At 72.8% G+C, this 17,723-nt stretch carries 17 protein-coding genes; 14 read left to right on the top strand and 3 right to left on the bottom strand.

Annotated elements, in window-relative coordinates:
- Positions 1 to 669 (bottom strand): TetR/AcrR family transcriptional regulator, encoded by a 669-nt coding sequence (locus tag LV78_RS28990; protein WP_253848863.1) that lies wholly within the window; start codon positions 667 to 669, stop codon positions 1 to 3.
- Between the two features lie 144 nt (positions 670 to 813).
- Here LV78_RS28990 and LV78_RS28985 point away from each other — a divergent pair, with 144 nt between their 5' ends.
- From LV78_RS28985 to LV78_RS28965, 5 genes are all read left to right on the top strand, one after another.
- Positions 814 to 1,998 carry an FAD-dependent monooxygenase gene (locus LV78_RS28985; RefSeq protein ID WP_253848861.1) on the top strand — a complete coding sequence of 395 codons (1,185 nt, stop codon included), beginning with the start codon at positions 814 to 816 and terminating at the stop codon, positions 1,996 to 1,998.
- Between the two features lie 242 nt (positions 1,999 to 2,240).
- Positions 2,241 to 2,768 (top strand): EF-hand domain-containing protein, encoded by a 528-nt coding sequence (locus tag LV78_RS28980; protein ID WP_253849109.1) that lies wholly within the window; start codon positions 2,241 to 2,243, stop codon positions 2,766 to 2,768.
- Between the two features lie 145 nt (positions 2,769 to 2,913).
- A complete protein-coding gene (locus LV78_RS28975) occupies positions 2,914 to 3,768 on the top strand; it encodes a hypothetical protein (RefSeq protein WP_253848860.1) in 855 nt (284 codons plus the stop codon).
- Positions 3,769 to 3,946: 178 nt separating this feature from the next.
- On the top strand, positions 3,947 to 4,891 hold the full coding sequence (locus tag LV78_RS28970) for a hypothetical protein (protein WP_253848858.1): 945 nt from the start codon (positions 3,947 to 3,949) through the stop codon (positions 4,889 to 4,891).
- Positions 4,888 to 6,108, top strand: a complete 1,221-nt coding sequence (locus tag LV78_RS28965) for an MFS transporter (RefSeq protein WP_253848856.1) — start codon at positions 4,888 to 4,890, stop codon at positions 6,106 to 6,108. Before LV78_RS28970 ends, LV78_RS28965 begins: the two co-directional genes overlap by 4 nt.
- A gap of 44 nt (positions 6,109 to 6,152) precedes the next feature.
- Here LV78_RS28965 and LV78_RS28960 read toward each other — a convergent pair whose 3' ends face one another.
- Both LV78_RS28960 and LV78_RS28955 read right to left on the bottom strand, forming a co-directional pair.
- On the bottom strand, positions 6,153 to 6,521 hold the full coding sequence (locus tag LV78_RS28960) for a peptidase inhibitor family I36 protein (RefSeq protein WP_253848854.1): 369 nt from the start codon (positions 6,519 to 6,521) through the stop codon (positions 6,153 to 6,155).
- A complete protein-coding gene (locus LV78_RS28955; protein ID WP_253848852.1) occupies positions 6,518 to 7,501 on the bottom strand; it encodes a ParB/RepB/Spo0J family partition protein in 984 nt (327 codons plus the stop codon). The genes LV78_RS28960 and LV78_RS28955 overlap by 4 nt, the downstream gene beginning before the upstream one ends.
- 561 nt (positions 7,502 to 8,062) lie before the next feature.
- Here LV78_RS28955 and LV78_RS28950 point away from each other — a divergent pair.
- The 9 genes from LV78_RS28950 to LV78_RS28910 are packed head-to-tail and all read left to right on the top strand — an operon-like array spanning position 8,063 to position 17,673.
- Positions 8,063 to 9,121: an aspartate/ornithine carbamoyltransferase family protein gene (locus tag LV78_RS28950; protein WP_253848850.1), complete on the top strand. Its 1,059-nt coding sequence runs from the start codon at positions 8,063 to 8,065 to the stop codon at positions 9,119 to 9,121.
- 4 nt (positions 9,122 to 9,125) lie between these two features.
- A complete protein-coding gene (gene asnB / locus LV78_RS28945; protein WP_253848849.1) occupies positions 9,126 to 11,024 on the top strand; it encodes an asparagine synthase (glutamine-hydrolyzing) in 1,899 nt (632 codons plus the stop codon).
- A 14-nt stretch (positions 11,025 to 11,038) separates the two neighbouring features.
- Positions 11,039 to 12,013, top strand: a complete 975-nt coding sequence (locus LV78_RS28940; RefSeq protein ID WP_253848847.1) for a cupin-like domain-containing protein — start codon at positions 11,039 to 11,041, stop codon at positions 12,011 to 12,013.
- A gap of 4 nt (positions 12,014 to 12,017) precedes the next feature.
- Entirely contained in the window at positions 12,018 to 12,731 is a 714-nt protein-coding gene (locus LV78_RS28935; RefSeq protein WP_253848846.1) for a TenA family protein, read from the top strand.
- Positions 12,728 to 14,266, top strand: a complete 1,539-nt coding sequence (locus LV78_RS28930) for an HAD-IA family hydrolase (RefSeq protein WP_253848844.1) — start codon at positions 12,728 to 12,730, stop codon at positions 14,264 to 14,266. The genes LV78_RS28935 and LV78_RS28930 overlap by 4 nt, the downstream gene beginning before the upstream one ends.
- Positions 14,263 to 15,210 (top strand): deaminase, encoded by a 948-nt coding sequence (locus LV78_RS28925; protein ID WP_253848842.1) that lies wholly within the window; start codon positions 14,263 to 14,265, stop codon positions 15,208 to 15,210. The genes LV78_RS28930 and LV78_RS28925 overlap by 4 nt, the downstream gene beginning before the upstream one ends.
- Entirely contained in the window at positions 15,207 to 15,713 is a 507-nt protein-coding gene (locus LV78_RS28920) for a nucleoside 2-deoxyribosyltransferase (RefSeq protein ID WP_253848840.1), read from the top strand. Before LV78_RS28925 ends, LV78_RS28920 begins: the two co-directional genes overlap by 4 nt.
- Positions 15,710 to 16,645 (top strand): phosphotransferase family protein, encoded by a 936-nt coding sequence (locus LV78_RS28915; protein WP_253848839.1) that lies wholly within the window; start codon positions 15,710 to 15,712, stop codon positions 16,643 to 16,645. The genes LV78_RS28920 and LV78_RS28915 overlap by 4 nt, the downstream gene beginning before the upstream one ends.
- A 17-nt stretch (positions 16,646 to 16,662) precedes the next feature.
- Complete coding sequence (locus tag LV78_RS28910; protein WP_253848838.1) at positions 16,663 to 17,673, top strand: thymidylate synthase; 1,011 nt, start codon at positions 16,663 to 16,665, stop codon at positions 17,671 to 17,673.
- Positions 17,674 to 17,723 lie beyond the last annotated feature (50 nt).

Below are 17,723 nucleotides of genomic sequence, written 5' to 3'. Positions count from 1 at the left end.
TCAGCCCGCGTCCTCGCGGGGTTCCAGCGCGGGCAGCCAGTTCTCGACGACGGCGTCCAGCTCGGGCCTGGTGAGCGGGTCGCCGAGCGGGGTCGTGGCCGGGGCGCGGAGGCCGTCGAGGACGAGGGTGAGGTAGCGGGTGTGCAGGCCGGGGCGGACCGGGTCGGTGTGCAGGCCCAGTTCGCTGATCATGGCCATGACGACCGGCAGGTCCTCGGCGGTGACGTCGGGGCGCAGGCTGCCCTCGGTCCTGGCCCGCTCGACCAGGTCGCGCAGCAGGGGCTCCATGCGGTCGCCGAACTCGCGGAACGCCTCGGGGCGGTGGCCGCGCGCCAGGGCGACGTCGCGCAGGCCCTGGTCGGAGGCGTGCAGGCGGGCGGCGGTGGTCAGGACGTCGACCAGGCCGTCCCAGCCGGTCGGGGCGCGCAGGGCGGCCTCGACGGTGGCGACCAGGCCAGCCAGGTGCCGCTGGTAGACGGCCTCCACCAGCTGCTCCTTGGTCGGGAAGCGGCGGTAGACGGTGCCGAGGCCGACGCCCGCCTCGTCCGCGACGTTGTGGAACGTGCCCGCGAGGCCGCGCCGGGCGAAGACCTCCCCGGCCGCGCTGACGATGCGGTCCCGGTTGAGCTGCGCGTCTCGGCGCAGCGGTCGGTCCTGGGCGGTGGCCACGCCCGCGATCCTAGCGAAGTGGACCAGGGCGGTCAGCTTCTGTGATCAACTCCACCAAGTGGACCACGATGGTCCGCTTGTCCGTACGGTGAAAAAAGCGGACCTACCTGGTCCACTTTCCGGTGCGGGCAGAGGAGAACACCCATGACCAAGCGGGCTCTTGTCGTCGGACTCGGCATCACCGGCCTGGCCACCGCCGTGCGGCTCCGGCAGATCGGCTGGGAGCCGGTGATCGTGGAGCGGGCGGCGGACCGGCGCAGCGGCGGGTACTTCATCATGCTGTTCGGCGCGGGCAAGGCCGCCGCCGAGCGGCTCGGCGCGCTTGAGGAGATCGGCACCCGCAGCGGGCCGGAGGCCACGTCCTTCGCGGTCGACCGCGACGGCGCGCGCACGCCCGCGCTGATGCCGTCGAACCTGCCCGGCGAGCCCAGGATGCTGCTGCGCGGCGACATCGAGCGGGCGCTGTTCTCCGTGCTGCCGGACGACGTGGAGATCCGCTACTCGACCGTGCCCGAGGCCGTCGAGCAGGACGCCGACGGCGTGCGGGTCACCTTGCGCGACACCGCGGCGGGCACCACGGGGGTGGAGCGGTTCGACCTGGTCGTCGGGGCGGACGGGATGCGCTCGACGGTGCGGCGGCTGGTCTTCGGCGCGGACTTCCTGCACCCGCTGAACTTCATGATCGGCGCCTGCCTGCTGGACCGGCCGCTCACCGGCTTCACGATGTCCGAGGGCCTGTGGCTGACCGAGCCGGGGCGCTCGGCGATCGCGTTCTCCTTCACCGACCGCCCGTCGAGCCTGCTGTTCACGTACCGCGCCGACGACCCCGACACCGAGTTCACCCGCGCCCCGGTCGACGCCCTGCGCGCGGCGTTCGGCCCGGAGCCCGAGGGTCCCGTGCTGGGCGAGCTGCTCGACCGGTACGCGGAAGCGCCGGAGGCCCTGTTCGACTCGGTCCAGCAGGTGCGGATGCCCAGGTGGAGCGAGGGCCGGGTGGTGCTGGCCGGTGACGCGGCCTGGTGCCTGACGCTGTACTCCGGGATGGGCGCGTCCACCGGCATGGCGGGCGCGGACCTGCTCGGCACGCTGCTCCAGCGCCACCCGGACGACGTCGGCGCCGCGCTGGCCGAGTGGGAGGCGCGGCTGCGGCCGTACGTGGAGGGGCAGCAGGAGGCGGCGCTGGGCGACCGGCTGCTGTTCGTGGCCGGGGACGAGCGGGAGCACGCGCTGCGGGCGGGGATGATGAGCGGGGCGGCGGGCGGTTCCGGCGCGCCCGCGCAGGCGCTCGCCGGGTTCGCGGAGAAGAACCGCGACATCGCCGCGCCCTGAAAGCCAGGGTTCTCGCCGGGCAACCCCCAGCAGTGGTGCGCGTCTTCCTCTCCCGCGCTGGAGCGACAGCCGGGCGTGGTGACGGCCAGTCCGATGTGGACCCGACCCGTTCACACGGCGGAGGGCGAATGATCACCCGATGCGCTGCTGTTCCCCCGCTCCGGTTGCCGCTCCCCTCGGGACGTCTGGAGGGTTGGCGAGGACGACGTGGTCAGCGATCGGAAGGAAAACCCGTGGCAAGCATGGACCTGCTCGCGCAGAAGCTCGGCTCCGACTTCGACGCCCTCGACGCGAACGGCGACGGCTTCCTCTCCCCCGAGGACCTCACCCAGCGCGTGGAGGCGACCCGCATCGCCCTCGGCGACATGGCCGACCCGTCGAAGTACGGCGCACTGCAGTCGGCGACCATGCGGTGGTGGGACCAGATGTCCGGCATGAGCGGCGCGGTGCCCGGCCAGCGGGTCAGCCGCGAGGAGTACATCAGCGCCCACGTCGAGGCCGACCGGGACGTGATGGACGCCGTGCTGATCGAGTTCGTGGACGCGCTGTTCGACTACGTCGACCTCGACGGAAACCAGCAGCTCACCGCCGAGGAGTTCCACGCGTTCGCGAGCGCCTGGGGCATCGAGGACCCGCAGGGCGCGTTCGACGCGCTCGACGCGGACGGCTCCGGCTCGCTGACCAAGCAGGAGTTCCAGGGGTTCGTGCGGGACTTCTACACCAGCACCGACCCGAACGCGCGCGGCAACAACCTCATGGGCCCCATGTGACCGTCCAGGCAGGCCCACCGGCAGGCCCGCACCAGCGCGGAGGAGGGCAGCCGGTGGGCACTGCCCCCGAACGTCGTACTTGAAATTTCATCGATTTCCCCCATAGTGGGAAGCGCCGCCGCGGACGACATCCGACAGGAGTGTCATGCGGAACCGCTTCACCCGACTGCTGGCCGCCTCCGGCGCGGCGCTCGTGCTCTCCGCCCTGGCCACGGCCCCCGCGCACGCCCTGGTCGACTGCGCGCCCGACCCCTGGGAGGTCGACGACGTCCCAGGCGCGGCGGCGGCTCCGATCGCGCCCGGCGAGACCGCGCACCGCGCGATCTGCCAGGAGCGCGACCCGCTGCCCGGCAAGACCGGGGCGCGGGACGTCGACTGGTTCGAGTTCACCGCCACCGAGGGGCAGGCCTACACCGCGGAGGCGGTGGACGTCGGCGCGGGGCTGGTCAACAACGCCGACCGGGGCGGGCTCGGCGTCGGGTTCCACCGGGTCGAGGCGGACGGCTCGCTGTCCTCGGTCGAGCAGAACACGAGCCCCAACGGCGACCGCTCCACCAGCGTCCCGCTGAGCGCGGGAACCTACCGGATCGGGGCCGCCACCGCCGACCAGCAGGTGTACCCGAAGGACAACGTGCTCGCGACGAAGACCGTCCAGGGCGCGGACGGACTCTACGGCGTCCGCCTGACCGCGACCGCTCCCCCGCCGGTGCTGTCGTCGCTGACGATCACGCCGAACGCCGTCAAGGGCGGCGACACGGCCACCGCCACCCTGGTGTTCAGCGGCCCGGTGCTGAAGGGCGGCACGTACTTCTCCCTCTCCAGCGACGACCTGTACGTCGCGAACCCGATCGGCAGCCGGGTGGCGCCGGAGGGCACGACCACCGTGAAGGTCCCGGTGAACACCCGCCGCGTCTCGGCCGACACCCCGGTGACGTTCACCGGCCAGGTGGTGTGGGTCGGCGACCGGCTGACCGACGTGCTGACCGTGCACGGGGGCTGACCGGCTCGCTGCGGGCGCGGTCGCGCGCAGGCGCGCCCGCAGCGCGCTCGGTCCACAGAGGACTGTGTCAAGCCCGGACCACGAAGTCCCGACTCCCCTTGTGCCACTTCGGCGATCCCGCCCGTGCACCCCGTCGCGGGTCTGCCCCGCACGGGATCACGTGGGTAGCGTCAGACGCATGGCGACCACTTCCAAGCTGTGCTTCGTGTCGTGCGTCAACACCAACCGCCCCCTGGTGGAACTGCTGGTGCGCAACCTGCGGCAGGCCGCACCGGGGCACGACGTCGTGCTGTACAACGGCGGTGGACCGGAGTTCGACCTGTCGGGGATCGGCGTCGACGTCAACCCGCGCAGTCGGAAGATGCGGTACTCCTACCTGACCGGGATGCTGGCCGACACCGCGCGCTGGCTGGTCGAGACCTCTCGGGTGCCCGACTACCTCGTGCTGGTCGAACCCGACATGATGCTGATCAAGCCGGGACTCGCCGAGCACCTCGACCGGATCATGGGCGACGCGTCCTACCTCGGCGCGAACTTCCACAAGGTGCGGCCCGGCTGGGCCGACAACCCCATCGGGCGCCGGGCGCGGTGGAAGTGGGACGAGGGGTGGCGGGACCTGACCGGCAGCCCCGCGCCTTACCACAGCTTCAACCCCGGCCAGATCTTCGGGCGCGAGTACGTGGAGAAGCTGGCCGCGCTGCCGCACCTGGACCGGATCGTGGCGCGGGCCGAGGCGTCCCGGCTCGAGGTGCTGGAGGAGATCCTCTATCCGACGCTGGCGGTGAGCATGGGCTGCCGGGCGCTGTCCAACCCCGGTTCGCACGCGCTGACCCTGCGCTGGTACGCGCCCACCGAGCTGCAGGAGTTCCTGGAGGACGACAGCGTGTACCTGGTGCACCGCGTCTCGGGCGATCCGGGGGCGGGCGACCGGAGGATGATCCAGGACTCGCTGGACGGCAGGCTGCGGCCCGTGGCGGAGTACGACGACGCGCACGTGCCGTCGGACCTGAGGCGCAGGACGAAGATCCTGGCCGAGCGCTTCGTGCGGCGCAGGAAGCTCGACCTGATCGCCAAGTTCAGGAGCGAGGTGCCCAGGAGCTTCTCGACCAAGGGCGGCTGGTGAGCGCGACCGGTGTGCCGCGCGGTCGCGGGCGGACGCCGCTGCTGGGCGCGCTGCTGGTCGACTCGGTGGGCAGCGGGTTGTACGTGCCGCTCTCGCTGATCTACTTCGTCGAGCTGGCCGGGGTGCCGCAGACGACGCTGGGCGTGCTCGTCAGCGTCGCCGGGGTGGTCACCTTCCCGCTGCCGGTCCTGGTCGGGTACCTCGCCGACCGGTTCGGGGCGTTCCCGCTCGTGATCGGATCGCACGCGCTGCAGGCCGTCGGGTTCCTCGGGTACGGGGCGGCGACGGGGGCCTGGTCGGTGCTGCTCGTGGTGACGCTGGTGACCGCGGGCGTCCGGGTGTTCTGGTCGGTGGTGTTCACGGCGGTGGCGGACTTCGCCGACGGGAGCGGGTCCGCGGTGGGCAAGGACCAGTGGTTCGCGTGGGTGAGCACGTTCCGGCTGGTGGGGTTCGGGATCGGGGTGCTGATCAGCGGGGTCGCGCTGTCGGCGGGCACGAGTTCGGCCTACCTGCTGGTGTCCAACGGCGCGGCCGGTTGCTACGCGCTGTCCGCGCTGGCGCTGGCGCTGTTCGTGCGCGTGCCGAGGCGGGCGGGCGTGGCGGACGGCGGGCCCACCGGGTACGGGGGCGTGCTGCGGGACCGGCGGTTCCTCGGGTTCACCGCGCTGAACACGGTGTTCGCGCTGACCGGGCGGATGCTCGCGCTCGGTCTGCCGACCGCGGTGCTCTACCTGCTGCACCGGCCGGGTTGGCTCGCCTCGGCGGCGCTGCTGGGCAACGCGGTGCTGCTGGCGCTGTGCACGGCGCCGGTCACCGCGCTGGTGCGGCGGTGGCGCAGGGCGCGGGTGGTGGCGCTGGCCGGTGCGCTGTGGGCGGGGTGGGGGGTGCTGTTCGCGTTCCTGTCCCCCGGTCAGCCGGACTGGCTCGTGGTGGCGCTGGTCGGCGGCGGGACCCTGCTGTTCACGGTGGCGGGCGCGCTGCACGGGCCCTCGTCGACGGCGCTGGTGCACGATCTCGCGCCTCCCGCCGCGCGGGGACGCTACCTGGCGGCGTTCCAGTACTCGTTCGCGGCGTCGGGGATCGTGGCGCCGGTGTTCTTCACCGCGCTGTTCGACGTCGCGCCCGCACTTCCCTGGCTGGCGCTGGGGCTGCTGAACCTGGGCGCGGTCGTGGGCGCGCGGGTGGTGGGACGCGCGGCGGAGCCGGCTTCCCGATAGCGGTCCCGGTCCGGCGGGCGCGTCCCCCCGGACCGGGACGGGGCTCACTGCACCCAGGCGCTGTTGGCCGCGATGTTCAGCTCGGACTGGCTGGAGCCCGCGTCGACCGGGTACGGGTGGCCGGTGCAGTCGTCGGTGAGGAACAGCGCCATGGTCTTGGTGGAGGTGTTGACCGCCGAGCGGGCCCGCTCGCCCCAGCCGTGCTCGACCAGGTCGACGCAGGTGGCGGTGCCGGGAGGGAACGGGGAGACGGTGAAGCGGGCCCCGGTGAAGCCGGTCCGGTCCCACAGGCAGAGCGTGCTGGAGAACTCGCAGGTCGCCTCCGCCCGCACCTCCGCCGCGCCCGCAGTGGGAGCGGCGGCCAGCGCGAGCAGCGCGGCGGTCAGCGCGGTGATCCGCTTGGTCGTGGTCATGGCTTCTCCTCGTGGTCGGTGTGCGACACCGCTTGGTGGGCGCGGTGCTCGACGGCCTTGGCGAAGTCCTGCCACAGGCGCGCGTACTGGCGGGACAGCTCCGCGACCAGCGGGGCGCAGTGCGGCGGGACGGCGGAGGTCACGAGGTTGTCGGCGTCGAGGCTCAGCAGGTGGAAGTCGAGCCAGCGCAGGAGCTTTCGGCCGTCCTCGGTGAACCTGAGCGAGGGGTCCTTCTTCAGGGAGCCCAACGTGGAGGTGAGGTCCGTGAGCGTCGTGCGCCTGGTCTGCACCGGGATCGCACCCCTCGGCGCGGGCCGTCCCTCCCGGTCGGCCCGGCCGCACGATCCCGGCACGGCGTCCAGGCCTCTGCGCACGCGTTCACGCACGTCGCGAGCCGTGGCGACGGCGATCCCGGCTTCCCTGGCGATCTCGCGCAGCGAGGCGTCGGGACGCTCGGCCAGCACCGCCTCGGCGCGCCTGCGGCCCTGGCTGGGATCCACCGGTCGGACGCGGCCGTCCCTGCCCACCCGCGCGCCGGGCTCCGCGTCCTGGTCGAGGGCTCGGCACCGGACGGCCGCGACCGTGTCCGGGGACAGGCCGACCAGGCTCGCGATCACGCGGTCGGACCACTCGGGGCGTCGGGCGAGAACGCGCTGCGCGGCGGCCCTGCGGTCGTTCAGGGACAGCGGGAGTCCGTGGCGCAGGTTCGAGCGCACGGCGAGCAGGTATGCGCTTTCCTCGTCGCCGTCGAAGTACTGCACGGCGATCATCACCTGACCGCGCAGGGTGGCGGCGCGCAGGCGGTGCACGCCGTCGATGACGCGCATGGTGCTCCGGTGCACGAGGATCGGCGGCAGCGGCGCACCGACCTCGGCGAGCAGTCTGGTGTGCTCGGGGTTCTCGCCGCCCACGCGCGGCGAGTCCGCTACTTCGATGCGGTCGACGGGCACGAGTGCCGACTCCAGCGCTTCACCGCTCACGGGCATCGGCTAATCCGTGCGAATCGACCCCGATGTCGATGGGCATGTCATCCCCTTGACGCCGACGTGAATGCTCGGCAGTACGCGCGAACAAGCGCGCAGTCCGGCCCGCATTTGCAGGCTGAGGACGGCGCGCGATTTCGCTCCCCAGTTTTCAAGTTTTCCCGGAACCCAGCATACGCAGATGGTCAAGATCGCCTCAACAAGAGCGCGCGGCGAACATCGGCAAGGCGAACCGACGAACGGCCGGCGGACTGGCGCACGCATAGCGGCAGTGGCACGATCCGCGCAACTCGAACGGCTCCGAGCAGCAACAACACTGTTCAATCACCGAAAATCGACGGTTGCACACCCGGCGAAGACCACTTTGGACATAACCTCGCGCACCACCGGGTAATCGCCCCACCGCAATCCCACGTCACCCGATCAGCCGACTGACCGGTATGACCCGTGTGCTATTTTCGATTCTCGCCGACGGCTCCGGGTATTGCACGGAGACTTTCCCGAATTCCCACTCTTTTGTGCTGGTCAATTTTCACGTTTCGTCGCGCTGGAGGGGCTATGCTGGTGAACCGGTCGCCGAAGAGCGTGACCACACCCGCCCTCGGCCGCCGGGTGACCGATCCGCGCCCGCTGGCAACGGGCGTGCCACCGGCGCTGGGCGGTCTCGCGGGCAGGTCGGTGGTCTCGGTGTCCGACGTCGGCCGCGACGAGCTGCTGGGGCTGTTCTCCGTGGCCGCGGGTCTGCAGTCCGGGACTCTCGTGGCTCCCTCCGCGCTGGCGGGCAAGGTCGTGCTCACCGCGTTCTTCGAGCCCAGCACGCGCACCAGGCTGTCGTTCGAGTCGGCGGCCCACAGGCTGGGCGCCTCGGTGATCAGCATCCCGGACGCGCGCTTCACTAGCGTCCACAAGGGCGAGTCGCTGGCCGACACCGGCATGATGCTCGACTCCTACGCCGACGTGGTGGTGCTGCGGCACACGGACGAGGGCTCGGTCGACCGGATCCGCGCGGCGGGCGCGGCGGTGCCGCTGGTCAACGGCGGCAACGGGTGCGGCGAGCACCCGACGCAGGCCATGGCCGACTGGTACGCGCTGCTGAAGTGGCGGCCGGAACTGGCGGCGCCCGCGCGGGGCGGCGGGATCTCGCTGTGCGTGCTCGGCACGCCGAGCCGGATGCGCTCGATGCGCAGCTTCCTGCTCATGGCCGCCACCCGGTTCCCCGGCGCGGTCGGGGAACTGGCGGTGATCTCCGACGACCCGGACCCGCTGGACGGCAGGCTGACCTCGGCGCTCGCCCGCGCGGGCGTGGAGGTGCGCTGCGACGTGGACTTCGAGGCGCGCGCGCCGGAGTTCGACGTGGTGTACCAGAACTCGCTGACCCTGGTGGACCAGGAGTACCAGGTGCTCGGCTCGAAGATCCGCTTGGACGCCTCGACCCCGCTCAAGCGCGACGCGGTCGTGCTGCACCCGCTGGCCAGGCAGGACGAGCTGTCCACCGACCTCGACGACACGCCGCACAACCTGTACTTCGACCAGGCGGCGGGCGCGGTGTTCGTGCGCCAGGCGCTGCTGCTCGCCGTCACCGGGCGACTGGGCGCGCTCACCGGGAACGGGGGCTGACGCGGTGTGCGGCATCACGGGTTTCCTGACCTGCGAGCGGCTCGCGCCGAACGCGCGGCGCGCGCTGGAGCGGATGCTGGGCGTGCTGGCCCACCGGGGGCCGGACGGGCCCGGTGCGCTGGTGCGCCCCGAGTCGGGGCTGGCCATGGGGCACACCAGGCTCGCCATCAACGACCTCGGCGACGGTGGCGCGCAGCCGCTGACCAGCGCGGACGGTTCGGTGACGGCGACCGTGGCAGGCGAGTTCTACGGATTCCGGCGGGTGCGGGCGGAGCTGACCGCCAGGGGTGAGCGGTTCGCCACCAAGTCCGACAGCGAACTCGTGCTGCCGCTGTACCGGCGGCACGGGCTGGACTTCGCGCGGCTCCTGCGCGGCGAGTTCGCGGTCGCGCTGTTCGACGCGGAGCGGGACCGGCTCGTGCTGGTCAGGGACCGGTTCGGCGTGCGACCGCTGTTCTTCCACCTCCGCGACGGGTTGCTGGCGTGGGCGTCGGAGGCGAAGGCGCTGCTGGAGCACCCGTCGGTGCCGCGCAGGCTGTCGCCGCGGGCCTCGGTCAACCAGCTGGTGCAGGTCATGGTGCCCGGCACGACGGCGTTCGAGGGCGTCGAGGCGCTGCTGCCCGGTCACCTGCTGGTCGTGGACCGGGAGGGCGACGTGCTGCGTGCGCGCACCCACAAGTACTGGGACCTGGAGTTCCCGCACGAGGGCGAGTGGGACGGCGGCGACCCGCAGGACCACGTGGACGCGGTGCGCTCGGTGGTGACCGACGCGCTGGCGGCGCGCGTGGAGGCCGACGTGCCGGTCGGGCTGTACCTGTCCGGCGGCATGGACAGCGGGGCGCTGCTCGGGATGAGCGCGGCGCTGGCGCAGCGCCCGCCGGAGGCGTTCACCATCGCCTTCACCGACCCCGCCTACGACGAATCGGGCATCGCGGCGAAGGTCGCGGAGCACGCGGGCGCCGAGCTGACCACGTGCCGGGTCGGTGACGAGGAGCTGTACGACGAGCACTACGCGCGGGCCGTGTGGCACAGCGAGCGCACCTTCTACAACACGCTCGGCGTGGCGAAGATGCACCTGAGCGGCGCGGTGTCGCGGCGGGGCTTCCGGGCCGTGCTGTCCGGCGAGGGCGCCGACGAGCTGTTCGCGGGCTACCCGGCATTCGCGCTCGACCACACCTCGGGCGGGCCGACCGGGGCGGACGAGCTGTTCGTCGGCGCGATCCTGCCCGCGCGGGCGCAGCAGCACGCCGGGTTCGAGCGGGCGGTGGGGTTCACGCCGGGGTGGGTGCAGCCGTGGGTGTCGACCTGGGGGCTGGTCAGGCCGCTGCTGGCCGACGGCCTGCTCGCCGGGCTCGGTGACTACGACCCCCTGGAAGCGGTGGCGGAGCGGCTCGACCGGGGAGCGATGGAGCACCGGGGACGGTTGGACCGGGCGCAGTACAGCTGGGTCAAGACCATGCTGGACGGGCAGATCCTGAGCTGGGGCGGCGACCGGGTCGACATGGCCAACGCGGTGGAGACCCGACCGGTGCTGCTGGACCACCACGTCGCCGAGACCGCGGTGCGGGTGCCACCGGACCTGCGGATCCGCGAGGGCACCGAGAAGTGGGTGCTGCGCGAGGCGCTGCGGCACGCGATGCCCGACTTCCTCTACGAGCGCAGGAAGTTCGCGTTCATGGCGCCTCCCGCGCACCGCTCGGCCGAGCGGGCGCGCAGGCTCGCGCGCCTGACCGGGAAGTACCTGACCCGCGCGCGGATCGCCGAGGTCGGCGTCTGCGACCCGGATCGCGTGCTGCGGTTTCTGGCCGAGGCGCCTGCGGACAACGCGAGCGCGAACGAGCGCGACAAGGTCCACAACCACCTGCTGGGCCTGCACGTCCTGCACGACCTGTTCATCCGATGAAGGGGAGCGAGTCCATGACCAGGAACCTGACCAGGCCCGCGCCGCGGATCACCGGGCTGCCCACGAGGGCGAGCGAGGCGGGCCCCGGCGACCTCGCGGGCTACGGCGGGCTGCCGCTGGTGATCGAGGGCGTCGCCGACAAGTGGGAGGCGGTCGGCAAGTGGACCGCCGAGCACCTGGTGCAGCGGTGCGGCGACGAGGAGGTGTCCGCGTTCGTCACGGACAAGTCGTTGCAGGGCACCGTTCTCCAGCAGATCAACCAGAAGGTCACCACGAGCTTCGGCTCGGTCGTCAAGCACATCTTCGGCGTTGAGCGCGAGGACCCCGACCGCTCCTACTACCTGCGAGTGGAGCCGGGCTCGTCGGTCTACGAGGACCTGTCCGCGGACTTCGAGATCCCGGACACCGGCTTCGAGTACAACCCGGCGTGGACGGGCATCTGGATGGGGCAGACCGGCAACGCGACGCCGTTCCACAACGACCAGTGGCACGGGCTGCTGTTCCAGGTGTCCGGGCACAAGCGCTACCTGATGGTGCACCCGTTCGACGCGCCCACGCTCCAGCGGGACTGGCCCGCCGAGGCCCGCTACGACCTGTCGCGCGCCGACATCGTGCCGGAGGACGCGCCGGTGCTGGGCGAGCTGGAGCAGGTGTACCAGGGCGTGCTGGGGCCGGGCGAGGTGCTGTACGTGCCACCGTTCTGGATGCACCAGGTGGTCACGCTGGACGACGGCAACATCTCCATGCCCATCCGGTTCAACACCTCCCAGTCCCCCGACGTGTCGCTGTTCCAGCTCAGCCAGCGCTCGGAGCTGCGGAACCTGACCAACCAGCCGGTGCGCGACGTGGAGGAGATCGTGGGCTTCCTGCGCCGCAACCGCGCGAACTTCGAGGGGCTGGAGAAGGAGTTCGTGGAAGCGCTGGTGCGGGTGCGGGGGCTCGACGTGACGCCCGAGCAGCTGCTGGCCTCGGTTGCGGAGCGGGGGTAGCGGCATGGGCTCGCTCGTCGAGGACTGCATCGAGGCGACGGGGCCCGCGTGGACCCGCTACGAGAACCACCCCTGGTTCGAGGCGCTGGAGAAGGGGACGCTGCCGGTCGAGCGGTTCGTGCGCTTCCAGCTGGAGGACGCGCCGTTCATCCCGTACCTGCACCAGACGATCGCGCTCGCGCTGGCCAAGGCCCCGGTCGGATCGGACTGGTCGCGCGCGGCGACGCAGCTGCTCAAGGACGTGTTCGTGGCCAAGGAGCTGGCCGCGAAGAAGGAGATCATCGAGTCGCTGGGCGTGCCGGACCCGAGGTTCGACCGCTGGGCGCTGTCGCCTCGCCGGGAGGCGTACGCGAACCACCTGCTGCGGGCGGCGCTGGAGGGCACGGCCGGTGACACCGCGGCGGCGCTGCTGCCGTGCACGTTCTTCACCAGGGTTGTGGGACGCCGGTTCGAGTCGGTGGACATCCAGGGCCCGGAGGCCTACCGGCGGTGGGCGCGGATCTACGCCGACAAGCAGATGTACAACATGCTGGAGGCGCACATCGGCCTGATGGAGCAGGAGGTCGAGCGCGACCCCGGCAGGCGGGACCACCTGATCGCGCTGTTCGTGCGCAGCGCCCAGCACCAGGTGGCGGTGTTCGACGACGCGCTGGAGCCGGGTCCGGCGTGGCCGCGCGTGGCGCACCCGGACTTCCAACCGCAGGAGATCGTGCTGTGAGCGGCCCGCTCTGGTTCGCCGAGGGCGCCGAGCGGTGCCTCTCGGCGCGGTTCGGCGGTCCGGTGCGCCTCGACCCGCCCGAGGTGGACTGGGACCGGCGCGCCGTGTGCAGGGCGGAGCTGCCCGACGGGCGGCGGGCGGTGGTCAAGATCGACACCGATGAGGTCAGGCACCGCAGGGAGAGCGCGGGGCTGCTGGCGGCGGCCGACGCGGGCGCCCCGGTGCCGCGCGTGCTGTGGCACGGCCGGGACGGGTTCTGGTTCCTGGTGCTGGAGGAGGTGCCGACGCGGCGGTCGATGGCGGACGGCGGCGGGCCGTGGCGGGCGGCGGGCGCCGCGGCGCGCGCGCTGCACGACACGCCCGTCCCGCCGGGTCTGGCGATGTTCTGCGACGGCGTCGGCGAGTGGGAGCAGCACGTCGACCACCGCGTCGCCGTGGAGTGCGCCGAGGCGGCGCGGCGCGGGCTGCTGACCGAGGCCGAGTCCGACGCGGTGCGCCGGTACGCGCTGCGGCTGCTCGCCGAGGCCGGTCCCGCGCCGCGCGCCCTGGTGCACGGGGACCTGCAGGCCAGGCACCTGCTGGTGGACGGCGGGCAGGTGGTGCTGGTGGACTTCGGCGACGTCGGCTGGGGCGACCCGGTGCTGGACCTGGTGGTGCTGACGCACTTCGAGCCCGAGCACCGCGCCGAGGTCCTGGACGGCTACCGCGCCGACGCCGCGCTGCGCGCGCGGGTCGCGCTTCTGGCGCCGCTGTACTCGTTGTGGCGCAACCTGTTCGTGTCGCGCTGGTACCACGAGAACGAGTTCGAGCAGCGGCGCAACACCGAGACGGCGCGCCGGGTGCTGGAGACCGAGGTGCTGCCGTCCGCGCGGGTGCGGTCGGTGCGGTTGGAGTGCGACGCGGCGCTGCTGGACTTCGACGGGCTGCTGATCGACACCGAGTACGCGGGCTGGCGGTCGTGGAACGAGCTGTACGCGCGCTACGGGCGGGCGCTGGACGCGACGTCGTGGGCGCTGCGCGCGGGCGGGGACGACCCGCTGTCGCCCTGGGAGGAGCTGGAGGGCTTCGCGGGCGCCCCGCTGGACCGCGAGGGGTTGGAGCAGGCGCGGCGGGTGAGCCGGGACGGGATGCTGACGGTGCTGCCCGGCGTGCGGCGGTTCCTGGAGCGCTGCTGGGCGGACGGGATCACGCTGTGCCTGGTCAGCAACTCGCCGATGAAGTGGATCCAGCGGCAGATGTCCGCGCTGGGCCTGGACCCCGACGTGTTCGACCTGATCGTGCCGGGTGGGGAGCACCCGGCCAAGCCGGCGCCGGACGGGTACCTGCTGGCGCTGGCCAAGCTCGGGGTGGCCCCGGAGCGGGCGGTCGCGTTCGAGGACTCGGCGCGCGGGGTGAGCGCGGCCAAGGCGGCGGGACTGCGGTGCGTCGCGGTGCCGAACCGGATCACCGCGCACAACGACTTCTCGCACGCCGACCTGGTCGTGGGCGGACTGGACGAGGTGGCCGCGGTGTCCAGGAGCGGGGTGCGGTCGTGACGGTGGCGCTGGTGAGCGAGGACGAGCGGATCAGGGCGAGGCTGGGCCTGGGCGGCACGGCGCCCGGCGGTGGTGCGGTCGGCAGCGACGTGGACGGGCCGCGAGTCCGGGTGGTGTCGGTGGACTCGGCGGAGTTCTCCGGGGCGTCGGCGCACGAGCCGCTGTTCGTGACCGACGCGGCCGGGGCGGGGCTGGACCGACTGCGCGACCTGGTCGGGTTGACCAGGCGGATCACCCCGAGCCGAGCCGAGTTCGCGATGCACGCCGCCTACGGCGCGGCGCTGCGCTCGGCGGCGCTGCGCGGCGGCGTCGGGGCGGCGCTGGTGGACGGCAGCGGGGACGTCGTGGCGCTCGGCGCGGTCGAGGTCCCCCGGTGGGGCGGGCAGTACTGGGACGGCGACGAGGACGACGCCCGCGACGTCGTCTTCGGCGTGGACGCCGCCTCGCGTGCGCGCACGGTGACCGTGGAGCGGCTGCTGGAGCTGCTGGCGGGCATGGGGACCACGCTGCCCGCGCCGCCGGAGCGGTTGGTGGGCGGGCTGCTCGAGGCGTTCGACAGCAGCCAGGGCTCCTACGGCGTCGGCCACGGCGGCGCGCCCGCGCAGAGCTTCGAGTCGCTGGGGCGCGTGGTGCACGCCGAGATGGCGGCGCTGGTGTGCGCGGCGCGCTCCGGTGTCCCCGTCGCGGGGCTGACGATGTTCGTGACCGCCCAGCCGTGCCGCCAGTGCCTGCGCCACCTGGTGTGCGCGGGTCTGGCACGGGTGGTCCACCTGGGGCCAGCGCAGGAGGCGGCGCCCTGGTTCCACGCCGACTCGGTCACCGTGCGCGAGGACGAGGCGGGCAGGATGCCGCTGACGCCGTTCACCGGAGTCGGCCCCGGCGCCTACGAGTTGCTGTTCGGCAGGCAGATGCGACACACCTTCACCACACCGGGAGAGACATGAGCACGATCGGCAACGACGCCGCCGCCGACACCGCGGCCCGGCGGCTCGGCCTGCGCACGGTCTTCGTGGCGGGCCCGTTCTTCAAGCTCGTCGACCCGGAGACCGGGGCGATGCGGGCGCGGGACCGGGAGCGCTTCGAGGAGCTGATCGGCTACTTCGAGGGCAGCGGCTGCCACGTGCACAACGCGCACCGGCGCGAGCGGTGGGGCGAGGCGTTCCTGGAGCCGGACGACTTCACCAAGCTCGACCACGACGAGATCGCCGCCTCCGACGTGCTCGTCGCGGTGCCCGGACCACCCGCGTCGCTGGGCACGCACATCGAGCTCGGCTGGGCGTCGGCGCTGGGCAAGCCGATCGTGCTGCTGCTGGAGAAGGGCGAGGAGTACGCGCTGATGGTCTACGGCCTGCGGCACATCACGCGCACCGCCGTCGTCGAGACGGTCGGCGGGCGCTACGAACTGGCGGCGTTCGAGGACGCCCTCGCGGCGGTCTGCGCGCCGTGAGCGCGGGGAGCACGAGGCTGGCCGACGCGGTGACGGCCGAGGAGGTCGAGGCCGTGCTGGCCGAGCTGTGCCCGACGGCGGTGGTGTCGTCGGTGCGGGCGGGGCCGCACAGCTACAGCAACCGGCTGTGGCTGGCCGGGACCGACGAGGGCGAGCTGCTGGTGCGGGTGCCCGGCCGCACCACCGATCCGGAGTACGTCGGGGCGACGCTGGTCGCCACGGACCTGGCGGCGGACGCGGGCATCCCCGTGGTGCGGTTCCGGGCGTTCTCGTCCAGCACCGGTCTCGGGCTCCCCGTGGTGGTGCAGGAGTACCGACCGGGCGAGAGCGCGACCGCGGCGCTGCGCGGGGAGCGCTCGGACCTGGCGCGAGTGGCGGGCGTGCTCGGCGGGTGGGTCGGCGCGCTGCACGGCGTGCGGCGCGCCGGGTTCGGCCCGGTGACCTCGGCCGGGGACGCGCGGTCGTGGGCCGAGGTCGCCGACGGCCAGGTGCGGGGCGCGCTGTCCAGGCTGCCGGGGGAGATGCTGCCCGCGGGGCGCGCCCCGGTGGAGGCGGCGTTCGGGCGGGTGCTCGACGAGCTGGGGTCCGCGGGTGAGCCGTCACTGGCGCACGGCGACCTGTACCTGGACAACGTGCTGGTGGACGGTGGACGGCCGACCGCGCTGCTGGACTTCGAGCACGCGGGCTTCCGGGACCGGTTCGCGGACTTCGGCAAGCTGACCGAGCTGCTGTTCGAGTGGTGGCCGGGCAGCGAGGAGCCGTTCCTGGAGGCCTACCGGGAGCGGTTCCCCGCCGAGGCGTCCGACGCGGTGCGGCGGCGGTTGGGCACGGGGCTGTACGCGCTGGCGCAGCTGGAGTACTTCGCGCGCTGGCAGCCGGACCTGGTCCAGTTCTACCGGGACCGGTTGGGCGAGTGGGTGGCGGGGCGATGACGGCTGCGGGAGGACGGATGACCGGCACGGCGACGACGGCGCACTCCTACGGCGCCTTCCAGGAGGCGTACCTGGCCCTGCTGCGCAGGATCAGGGACGAGCCGGAGTTCCGCAACGCCCCGCGCGGGTTCCGCAGCAGGGAGATCCTGGGAGTGTCCTACCGGCTGGCCGACCCGCGCGAGCGCGTCGTGCGGGTGCCGGGCAGGCGCACGAACCTGGTGTTCAACTTCGCCGAGGCGCTGTGGTACCTGTCCGGCAGCGACTCGCTGGAGTTCATGAGCTTCTACGCGCCGTCGATCACCCGGTACTCGGCGGACGGGCGCACGCTGCGCGGCACGGCGTACGGGCCGAGGATCTTCAACTTCGGCGGCGCGGGCTTCAACCAGTGGGACAGCGTCGTGAGCACGCTGCGCGCCGACCCGGACTCGAAGCGGGCGGTGATCCAGATCTTCGCCCCGGAGGAGCTGCTGATCGCCGACAACCCGGACGTGGCCTGCACGATCGGCCTCCAGTTCGTCGTGCGCGAGGGCAGGCTGCACGCGGTGGCGTTCATGCGCGCCAACGACGCCTACCGGGGCACGGCGAGCGACGTGTTCTCGTTCACGCTGCTGCAGGAGGTGCTGGCGCACCAGTTGGGCCTGGAGCTGGGCACCTACACCCACGTCGCCGGTTCGTACCACCTGTACGAGTCGGACAGCGCCTTCGCCGACCGGGTGCTCGCGGACCGGGTCGCGGCGGTGCACACCGACCCGTTCCCCGCGATGCCTCCCGGCGACAACTGGCCCGCGATCCGCGAGGTCGCGCGGCTGGAGCAGCGGGTGCGCGCGGGCGGGGTCGCCATGGGCCGGGCCGACGTGGAGCGGGTCGGGCTGCCGCGCTACTGGGAGCAGGTGCTGGCGCTGCTGTGCCTGCACGCCCGCCGCGTGCACGAGCAGACCGTGGACGCGGACCTGCTGGCCCTGCTCGACCCGCTGTACGCCGGTCTCGTCGAGAACTGCTGGCGCGATCGGGTCCCCGCGACGTTCTGAGGCGCCCCACCGCCTTCCCCGACACGACTCCCCTCCCCCACCACGAAGAG

Source organism: Actinosynnema pretiosum (assembly GCF_024171695.1).
Classification (GTDB): domain Bacteria; phylum Actinomycetota; class Actinomycetes; order Mycobacteriales; family Pseudonocardiaceae; genus Actinosynnema; species Actinosynnema pretiosum.
Note: the sequence above shows the minus strand (reverse complement) of the source record. Positions and strands in the feature narration are given on the sequence as shown.

What these genes read in the sequence shown, in the direction of transcription:
- LV78_RS28985 (WP_253848861.1), top strand. Translation starts at nt 814, where the DNA reads ATGACCAAGCGGGCTCTTGTCGTCGGACTCGGCATCACCGGCCTGGCC.
- LV78_RS28980 (WP_253849109.1), top strand. Translation starts at nt 2,241, where the DNA reads ATGGACCTGCTCGCGCAGAAGCTCGGCTCCGACTTCGACGCCCTCGAC.
- LV78_RS28975 (WP_253848860.1), top strand. Translation starts at nt 2,914, where the DNA reads ATGCGGAACCGCTTCACCCGACTGCTGGCCGCCTCCGGCGCGGCGCTC.
- LV78_RS28970 (WP_253848858.1), top strand. Translation starts at nt 3,947, where the DNA reads ATGGCGACCACTTCCAAGCTGTGCTTCGTGTCGTGCGTCAACACCAAC.
- LV78_RS28960 (WP_253848854.1), bottom strand. Translation starts at nt 6,521, where the DNA reads ATGACCACGACCAAGCGGATCACCGCGCTGACCGCCGCGCTGCTCGCG.
- LV78_RS28950 (WP_253848850.1), top strand. Translation starts at nt 8,063, where the DNA reads ATGCTGGTGAACCGGTCGCCGAAGAGCGTGACCACACCCGCCCTCGGC.
- LV78_RS28940 (WP_253848847.1), top strand. Translation starts at nt 11,039, where the DNA reads ATGACCAGGAACCTGACCAGGCCCGCGCCGCGGATCACCGGGCTGCCC.
- LV78_RS28935 (WP_253848846.1), top strand. Translation starts at nt 12,018, where the DNA reads ATGGGCTCGCTCGTCGAGGACTGCATCGAGGCGACGGGGCCCGCGTGG.
- LV78_RS28920 (WP_253848840.1), top strand. Translation starts at nt 15,207, where the DNA reads ATGAGCACGATCGGCAACGACGCCGCCGCCGACACCGCGGCCCGGCGG.
- LV78_RS28910 (WP_253848838.1), top strand. Translation starts at nt 16,663, where the DNA reads ATGACCGGCACGGCGACGACGGCGCACTCCTACGGCGCCTTCCAGGAG.